1 protein-coding gene is annotated in these 9,575 nt (G+C 70.6%); it reads left to right on the forward strand.

Annotation, left to right across the window (positions count from 1 at the left end; translation table 11 throughout):
• Positions 1–127: 127 nt before the first annotated feature.
• On the forward strand, positions 128–9,575 hold a 9,448-nt coding region (locus ACIOJD_RS34075; RefSeq protein WP_401920390.1), incomplete at its 3' end, for a type I polyketide synthase.

Genomic DNA, 9,575 nt, shown 5'->3' on the forward strand with positions numbered 1-9,575 from the left:
GAACGCCCGGCATCAGTCCAGGCACGAGATCCGAGCATCAGTTCCGGACTTCCCTTCCAGGGCTTCCCTTTCAGGCCCGACTCAGGCCCGACACAGACTTCAGCAGGCCGCGACCGTGGAGAGCGAAATGACTACATCCTCCGAAGAACTCGTCGAAGCCCTGCGGGAGTCCCTCAAGGAGAACGACCGGCTCTGGCAGCGCTACCAGGACCTGGTCACCGCGTCCCGGGAGCCGATCGCGATCGTGGGCATGGGCTGCCGCTTCCCGGGGGACGTCACCTCGCCGGAGACCCTGTGGGACCTGGTGTCCTCGGCGGGCGACGGCATCACTCCTTTCCCCGCCGACCGGGGCTGGGACCTCCAGCCCCTCGGCGACTTCGCCGAGGTCGGCGGATTCCTGCACGAGGCACCGCGGTTCGACGCCGAGCTGTTCGGGATCTCGCCCCGTGAGGCCCTCGCGATGGATCCGCAGCAGCGGCTGCTGCTGGAGACGTCGTGGGAGGCGCTGGAGCGGGCCGGGATCGACCCGCTCTCGCTGCGCGGCTCGCGAACCGGTGTGTTCTCCGGGGTGTCGGGCAACGGTTACGGCGGCCAGCTGCACGAGGCGGCGGCCGAGACCGAGGGCTATCTGCTGACCGGAAGCATCCCGAGCGTCGCCTCGGGCCGGGTCGCCTACACCCTCGGCCTGGAAGGCCCGGCAGTGTCCATCGACACCGCCTGCTCTTCCGCCCTCGTGGCACTGCACCTCGCCTGCCAGGCCCTGCGCGCGGGAGAGTGCGCCATGGCCCTCGCGGGCGGTGCCACGGTCATGTCCAACCCCGGCATGTTCCTGGAGTTCGCCCGGCAGGGCGGGCTGGCCGGGGACGGGCGGTGCAAGTCCTTCGCCGAGGACGCGGACGGTACGGGCTGGGCCGAAGGCGCCGGAGTCCTCGTCCTGGAACGGCTGTCCGACGCACAGCGCCTCGGACACAACGTCCTCGCCGTCGTACGCGGCAGCGCCGTCAACCAGGACGGCGCGTCCAACGGCCTCAGCGCCCCCAACGGCCCCTCCCAGCAACGTGTGATCCGGCAGGCCCTGGAAGCCGCGAACATCTCGGCCGCCGAGGTGGACGCCGTCGAGGCACACGGCACCGGCACCCGGCTCGGCGACCCGATCGAGGCCCAGGCCCTGATGGCCACATACGGCCAGGGACGCGACGGCGATCCGCTGTGGCTCGGCTCGGTCAAGTCGAACATCGGTCACGCGCAGTGCGCCGCCGGTGTGGCCAGCATGATCAAGATGGTGATGGCGCTGCGTGCACAGCAGTTGCCCCGCACACTGCACGCCGACGAGCCCTCGTCCCACGTCGACTGGAGCGCCGGAGCCGTACGACTGCTCACCGAGGAACGCGCCTGGCCGCAGGGTGAGAACGCACGCCGCGCGGGCGTCTCGGCGTTCGGCATCAGCGGCACCAACGCCCACATCATCGTGGAGGAAGCCCCGGCTGCCGAGCCGGTCGCCGCCGCTGAACAGGCCACGGGAGAGCCGCCGGTGGTTCCGTGGGTGTTGTCGGGTCGGAGCGCTGAGGCGGTGCGGGCGCAGGCCGGTCGTCTGGCGGACTTCGTTGCCGGAGGAGACCACGATTCCGGTGTGGATGTCGGGCTGTCGCTGGTGACGACGCGTGCGTTGCTAGATCACCGTGCGGTGGTCTTGGGCGGGGATCTCGCCGCGTTGCGTGGTGGTGTGGCGGCGGTTGCCGAGGACGATGGCTCCGTGGTCTCCGGTGCGGTCGCGGAGGGTCGTACGGGGTGGATGTTCACGGGGCAGGGTAGTCAGCGGCCGGGTATGGGCCGTGAGTTGTATGAGGGCTATCCGGTGTTCGCGCGGTCGTTTGACGAGGTCTGCGGGCTGCTGGACGCGGAGTTGATGGGTCGGCCGGGCTTTGAGGCTTCGGTGCGGGAGGTGTTGTTCGCGGCGGAGGGTTCGGACGCGGCGGCGCTGCTGGACCGGACCGGGTATGCGCAGTCGGCGTTGTTCGCTGTGCAGGTGGCGTTGGTGGAACTCCTTCGTTCCTGGGGCGCGGCTCCCGACGTCGTGCTCGGTCATTCGATTGGTGAGTTCGCGGCCGCGTATGCGGCGGGTGTGTTTGATCTGGCCGATGGCGCTCGGTTGGTGGCGGGTCGTGCGCGGTTGATGCAGGCGCTGCCCGAGGGTGGTGCGATGGCGGCGATCGAGGCCACCGAGGCCGAGGTCGCTGACATGCTCGCTGGACTGTCGGAGGGTGCGCGGATCGCGGTGGCTGCGGTCAACGGGCCGACGGCTGTGGTGGTTTCGGGTGATGAGGACGCGGTCGAGCAGGTCATGTCGGTGGCCCGTACCGACGGTCGTCGAGTCTCCCGGCTGCGGGTCAGCCACGCCTTCCACTCTCCGCTGATGGAGCCGATGCTCGCGGAGTACGAGCAGGTCGCCGCGACCGTCGACTACCGGCGGCCGACGCTTGCCGCCGTCAGCACCGTCACCGGCGCGACGCTCGCCGAGGGCGACTGGTCCACGCCCGACTACTGGGTGGAGCAGATACGTAAGCCCGTCCGCTTCCACGAAGCGCTCCGCACCACGACCGGGCAGCAGGCCGTGAGCCGGCTGCTGGAGATCGGCCCCGACCCCGTGCTGACCGGACTCGCGCAGAGCGGGACGGACGCCACCGCCGTATCGGTGCTGCGCAAGGGCCGAGCGGAGCCCGAGTCCGTACTGTCCGCGCTGGCGGAGGTGTTCGTACGCGGCGCGAAGCTGGACTGGGCCGCGGTGTTCGCGGGGACCGGCGCCGCGCGGGTCGATCTGCCGACGTACGCGTTCCAGCAACAGCGGTTCTGGCTGCGGGCCGGCCATTCCGTGACCGACGCCGGCGGTCTCGGGCTCGGAGCGGTCGGGCATCCGCTGCTGGGTGCCGCGCTGCGGCCGGCGGGCTCGGACACGGTGCTGCTGACCTCGCGGCTGTCCACACAGACCCATCCCTGGCTGGCCGACCATGTGGTGGCCGGATCCGTCGTGGTGCCCGGCACGGTGTTCGTGGAACTCGCCGTGCAGGCCGGCGACCAGGTCGGCTGCGACCGGGTGGGGGACCTGACCCTGCGGGCTCCGCTCATCCTGCCGCAGGACGGCACGGTCCACCTCCAGATCAGCGTCGAACCGGCCGAGGACGACGACCGGCTGCGCACGGCCCGTATCTACTCCCGCCCGCAGGACGCGCCGACCGACCAGCCGTGGACCCTGCACGCCACCGGCACCCTCACCGCCGCGAGGCAGGCCCCGGACTGGGACCTTCGTGCCTGGCCCCCGGCGGACGCCGAGCCCGTACCGGCCGACGGCCCCGACGGGATCGGGGGACTGTACGAGCGGCTGGCCGACGCGGGGCTCGCCTACGGACCGGCGTTCCGAGGCCTGACGGATGTGTGGCGACGGGGCCAGGACCTGTTCGTGGAGGCGTCCCTGCCCGCGCGCATCGCCGAGGAGGGAGCCGAGTTCGGGCTCCACCCGGCCCTGCTCGACACGGTCCTGCACGCACTTGGGCTGACGGCGCCGGCTTCCGCCGGGGAGGACGCGTCGTCCGACAGCATGTCCGGCGGTACGTCCGGGGGCGCGTCGCTGCCGTTCCTGTGGTCGGGCGTATCGCTCTTCGCCGTGGGTGCCTCGACCGTACGAGTGCGGCTCTCGCGGCGCGGCGCGGGTACGGGCTCGGACACGGGTACGGGTACGGGTACGGACACGGTTACGGGTACGGGCTCGGCTCTGGGCTCGGGTGAGATCACGCTGCGGATCGCGGACGGGGCCGGTGAGCCGGTCGCCGAGGTGGATTCCCTGCTGCTGCGGCCCGCGTCGTCCGTCGATCTCGTCGGCGGCACGGAGGGCTCGCCGGTCGCGGACAGCCTGTTCCGGCTGGACTGGACCGCCGCCGACCTCGGCGACCGAGGAGACGTCGAATCGGACGGGACCGGCTCGGACGAGCCCGGCTCCTGGTGCGTGCTCGGCGACCCGGGGGAGTGGCAGGCCGCCGGGGTGCCGGTGACCGGCTACGCGGATCTCGCCGCGCTGACCACGGCCCTCGGCGCGGGCGATGCCGCCCCGCACACCGTGGTGCTGCAGCTGGCACACGGCACCGACGCCGGGGTCACCGACGTGGTGTCCGGCGCCCTTCGGACCGTACGGGCGTGGCTGGCCGAACGGCGGCTCACGGACTCCCGGCTGGTGGTAGTGACCTCCCACGCCGTGCACACCGAGGCCACCGATCTGGCGGGCGCGGGTGTGTGGGGTCTGGTGCGTTCGGCGATCAGCGAGCACCCCGGCCGGTTCGTCCTGGCCGACTTCGACCGTGATCCGGCCTCGTACCCCGCGCTGACCGCGGCCCTCGCCGACGGCGAGCAGAGCGAATTCGCTGTTCGGCAGGGCACGGTGTGGCTGCCCCGGATGGCACGGATGCCCGCCACGGAGAACGGCACGGCTTCGGAGGCCGCCGCCGACGGTACGGTTCCGGAAACCGCCTCAGCAGACGATTCGCCCGGTGTCTGGAACGGGCAGGGCACCGTACTGATCACCGGCGGTACGAGCGGACTCGGCGCCGTCGTGGCCCGGTACCTGGTTTCCCGGCACGGCGTACGGAACCTGCTGCTGCTCTCCCGCCGTGGCCCGCAGGCTCCGGGCGCGGACGAGCTGCGACGCGAACTCACCGGCCTCGGCGCCCACGTCACCGTCACGGCCTGCGACGCGGCCGACCGCGACGGGCTCGCCCAGGCGCTGGAGAGCATTCCCGAGGACGCGCCCCTGACCGGTGTCGTCCACGCCGCCGGAGTCCTCGGCGACGGCATGATCGCCGACCTGACGCCGGAGCGGCTCGCCCAGGTGCTCGCAGCCAAGGCCGAAGCCGCCATCCATCTGCACGAGTTGACCGCCGACAGCGACGACCTGACCGCGTTCGTCCTGTTCTCCTCCATCGCGGGCGTCATCGGCAACGCCGGACAGGCCGCGTACGCCGCCGCCAATACCGTGCTCGACGCGCTCGCCATGTCCAGGCGGAGCCAGGGCCTGCCCGGTGTGTCGCTCGCGTGGGGCATGTGGGGGCACGCAGACGGCATGGGCGGCCGCCTGAGTGACCCGGACATCGCGCGCATGCGGCGCCAAGGCTTCCCGCCGCTGCCCACACAGGACGCGCTGGCGCTGTTCGACATGGCGCTGCGGATCGACGAACCCCTCGCACTGCCCGTCGCCCTGCGGACCACGGCGCTCGCCGCACGGCGCGAGGGCCTGCCCGGCGTGCTGCACGGGCTCCTCCCCGTCGCCCACCGGCGCCGGACGGCCGGCCGGGGTGCCGATGTGAGCGGACTGGCCCGCCGCCTGCGGGGCATGTCGGCAGCGGAGCGGGACCGTGTGCTGCTGGACGTCGTACAGTCCGAGGTGGCCGCGGTGCTGGGGCACGCCTCCGCGGGCGCGGTCGATCCGGGGCGGGCGTTCAAGGATCTCGGGTTCGACTCGCTGACGGCGGTGGACCTGCGCAACCGGCTGGGCGGCGCCACCGCGCTCACCCTCCCCGCCACCCTGGTGTTCGACCATCCCAGCCCCACCGCACTCGCCACGTTCCTGCGCGAACAGCTGCTGGGCGAGACGACGGCGGACCAGGATCGCGTGCGGAGGCCGTCCAGGTCGTCGGACGCCGACGAGCCGATCGCGATCGTGGGCATGGGCTGCCGCTACCCCGGTGGTGTGACGTCTCCCGAGGCGCTGTGGAATCTGGTCGACTCCGACGGAGACGGGATCACGGCCTTCCCGACCAACCGAGGCTGGGACGTTTCCTCGCTCTTCGACGCGGACGCGGACGCGAACCGTGCGGGCACGTCCTATGTACGTGAGGGTGGATTCCTGCATGACGCGGCGGAGTTCGACGCGGAGCTGTTCGGGATTTCGCCGCGTGAGGCCCTCGCCATGGATCCGCAGCAGCGGCTGCTGCTGGAGACGTCGTGGGAGGCGCTGGAGCGTGCCGGGATCGACCCGCTGTCCCTGCGCGGCTCGGCCACCGGTGTGTTCGCCGGGCTGATGTACCACGACTACGCGTCACGGCTACAGTCCGTGCCGCAGGACGTCGAGGGCTTCGTCGCCAACGGCAACGCGGGCAGTGTCTTCTCGGGCCGGATCTCGTATGTGTTCGGCTTCGAGGGGCCGGCGGTGACGGTGGACACGGCGTGTTCGTCGTCGTTGGTCTCGCTGCACTGGGCCGTCCAGGCGCTGCGGTCCGGCGAATGCGACACAGCTCTGGCCGGAGGTGTCACCGTCATGGCGACACCCTCGACATTCGTCGAGTTCTCGCGTCAGCGGGGGCTGGCGGCGGATGGCCGGTGCAAGTCGTTCGCGGACGGTGCGGATGGTACGGGCTGGTCCGAGGGTGCCGGTGTGCTGGTGCTGGAGCGGTTGTCCGATGCGCGGCGGCTGGGGCACAACGTGCTTGCGGTGGTGCGTGGTTCGGCGGTGAACCAGGACGGTGCGTCGAACGGTCTGACGGCGCCGAACGGTCCCTCGCAGCAGAGGGTGATCCGGCAGGCGCTGTCCTCCGCGCGGCTGTCGACGTCCGACGTGGACGTCGTGGAGGCACACGGTACGGGTACGAAGCTCGGCGACCCGATCGAGGCGCAGGCACTCCTCGCGACCTACGGCCAGGACCGCAGCGACGACGATCCGTTGTGGCTGGGTTCGGTGAAGTCGAACATCGGTCATACCCAGGCGGCGGCGGGTGTCGCCGGGTTGATCAAGATGGTGCTGGCACTGGGCGCCGAGCGGTTGCCGCGAACGCTGCATGTGGACGAGCCTTCGGGTCAGGTGGACTGGTCGGCGGGCGCGGTGCGCTTGTTGCGGGAGTCGCGTACGTGGTCGAAGGGGCAGCGTCCGCGCCGTGCGGGTGTCTCCTCGTTCGGAATCAGCGGCACCAACGCCCACGTCATCATCGAAGAAGCCCCTTCCGCTCCCGCTGTGGCGAAGGAGTCGCCCTCGGTTGAACTGCCGTCGGTCCCCTGGGTGCTCTCAGCACGCAGCGCCGAGGCACTCCGGTCCCAGGCCGGACGTCTGGCCGAATTCGTCAGTGAGCAGGGGCAGCGTCATTCCGGTGCCGATGTCGGGTTGTCGCTGGCGACGACGCGCGCGCTGCTCGACCACCGCGCGGTGGTGCTGGGCGGAGACTTTGCCGGGTTGCGTACGGGTGTCGAGGCGCTGGCCGACGGTGATACGTCAGTGGTGGCGGCGGGTGCGGTGACCGAGGGTCGTACGGGGTGGATGTTTACGGGGCAGGGCAGTCAACGGCTTGGGATGGGCCGTGAGTTGTATGGGAGTTTCCCGGTGTTCGCGCGGGTTCTGGACGAGGTCTGTGGCCTGCTGGACGCCGAGTTGGATGGTGTGGCGGGCTTCGGGGTTCCGGTGCGTGAGGTGTTGTTCGCGGCGGAGGGTTCGGATGCGGCGGCGTTGCTGGATCTGACGGGGTATGCGCAGTCGGCGTTGTTTGCTGTGCAGGTGGCGTTGGTGGAACTCCTTCGTTCCTGGGGCGCGGCTCCCGATGTGGTGCTCGGTCATTCGATTGGTGAGTTCGCGGCTGCGTATGCGGCGGGTGTGTTTGATCTGGCCGATGGCGCTCGGTTGGTGGCGGGTCGTGCGCGGTTGATGCAGGCGCTGCCCGAGGGTGGTGCGATGGCGGCGGTCGAGGCCACCGAGGCCGAGGTCGTGGAGATCCTGGGTGGACTGTCGGAGGGTGCGCGGATCGCGGTGGCTGCGGTCAACGGGCCGACAGCGGTAGTCGTTTCCGGTGATGAGGACGCGGTCGAGCGGGTAATGGCCGTTGGCCGTGCCGACGGTCGTCGAGTCTCCCGGCTGCGGGTGAGTCATGCGTTCCATTCGGCGTTGATGGAGCCGATGCTGGCGGAGTTCGAGCAGATCGCCGCGACCGTCGACTACCGGCAGCCGATTCTGCCCGCTGTCAGTACGGTGACCGGTGAGTTGGTGGCCGAGGGCGACTGGGCGTCTTGGGGTTACTGGGTTCGGCAGGTTCGTGAGCCGGTCCGCTTCCATGGAGCGCTGGAGACGGCCACGGGCGCTCAGGGTGTGGCGCGGCTGCTGGAGATCGGGCCGGACGCGGTGCTGACCGCGCTGGCTCAGTCGGCCTCGGAGGACGTCACGGCAGCGGCTGTTCTGCGCAAGGGGCGGCCGGAAGCCGAAGCGGCCCTGTCGGCGGTCGCGGAGATGTTCGTACGTGGCGCGGAGGTGGACTGGGCGGCCCTGTTCGCCGGCACGGGCGCCGCCCGGGTGGATCTGCCGACGTATGCCTTCCAGCACCAGAGGTACTGGCTGGACGCCCCGCGCCTGGCCACGGATGCCCGTGGTCTGGGGCTGGGCGTCACGGAACACCCCTTGCTGGGTGCGGCGGTGACGGTCGCGGGTTCGGGCGCGGTGTTGTTGACGTCGCGGTTGTCGGTGGGGTCGCATCCGTGGTTGGGCGATCATGTGGTGGCCGGTTCGGTGCTGGTGCCGGGCACGGTGTTTGTGGAGTTGGCGGTTCAGGCGGGGGACCGGGTCGCCTGCAACCAGGTCGAGGAGTTGACGCTTCAGGCGCCGTTGGTGCTGCCGGAGCAGGGCGCGGTGCAGGTCCAGATAGGCATCGAAAGCGCCGAGGGTCCCGACACCGACCGACGTGCGGTACGGATCTACTCGCGCCAGGAGGACACCGACGCCGACGAATCGTGGACTCTGCACGCCACCGGGGTCTTGACCGCCAGTGCGGTTGCCGCTGACTGGGATCTGCGGGCGTGGCCGCCTGCGGGTGCGGAGTCGGTGGCGCTGGAGGGTCTGTATGAGCGGTTGTCGGGTGCGGGGCTGGCGTATGGGCCGGCGTTCCGTGGTCTGCGTGAGGTGTGGCGGCAGGGTGAGGACTTCTATGTAGAGGCCGCTTTGCCGGAGTCGTTGGCTGGTGATGCCGCTGGTTTTGGTCTGCATCCGGCGCTGCTGGATTCCGTGCTGCATGTGCTGGGGCTTGGCGATTCGGGTGACGGGGGTGCGTCTCTGCCGTTCCTGTGGTCGGGCGTGTCGCTGTCGGCGGTAGGCGCTGCGGCTGTACGGGTGTGCGTTTCCGTTCAGGGCTCGGGAGAGGTTTCTCTCCGTGTTGCTGATGGTGTGGGTGTGCCGGTGGCTGAGGTGGAGTCGTTGGTGCTGCGGTCGGTGTCGGCGGCGGATCTGGCTGCCGCGAATTCTCCGACGCGGGACAGCCTTTTCCGTCTCGACTGGGTTCCCGCACCGGAGTCCGGCGAGCGTGCTGTGCTGGGTGTGTGGGCGGTGCTGGGCGAGAGCGTGCCGGATCTGGGTGTTCCGGCGATGGGGTATGCCGATCTGGCTGCGTTGACCGCTGCTCTTGACGCGGGTGCTGATGTGCCGGACACGGTGCTGCTTCCTCTTGATGCCGCTGAGGGGGAGGTGTCTGAGGCGGTGTCTGGTGTGTTGGGTGTGGTGCGGGGTTGGTTGGCTGAGTCGCGTTTGTCTGGTGCGCGGTTGGTGGTGGTGACGTCCGGTGCGGTGGATG

Source organism: Streptomyces sp. NPDC088116 (genome assembly GCF_044741745.1).
Classification (GTDB): Bacteria; Actinomycetota; Actinomycetes; order Streptomycetales; family Streptomycetaceae; genus Streptomyces.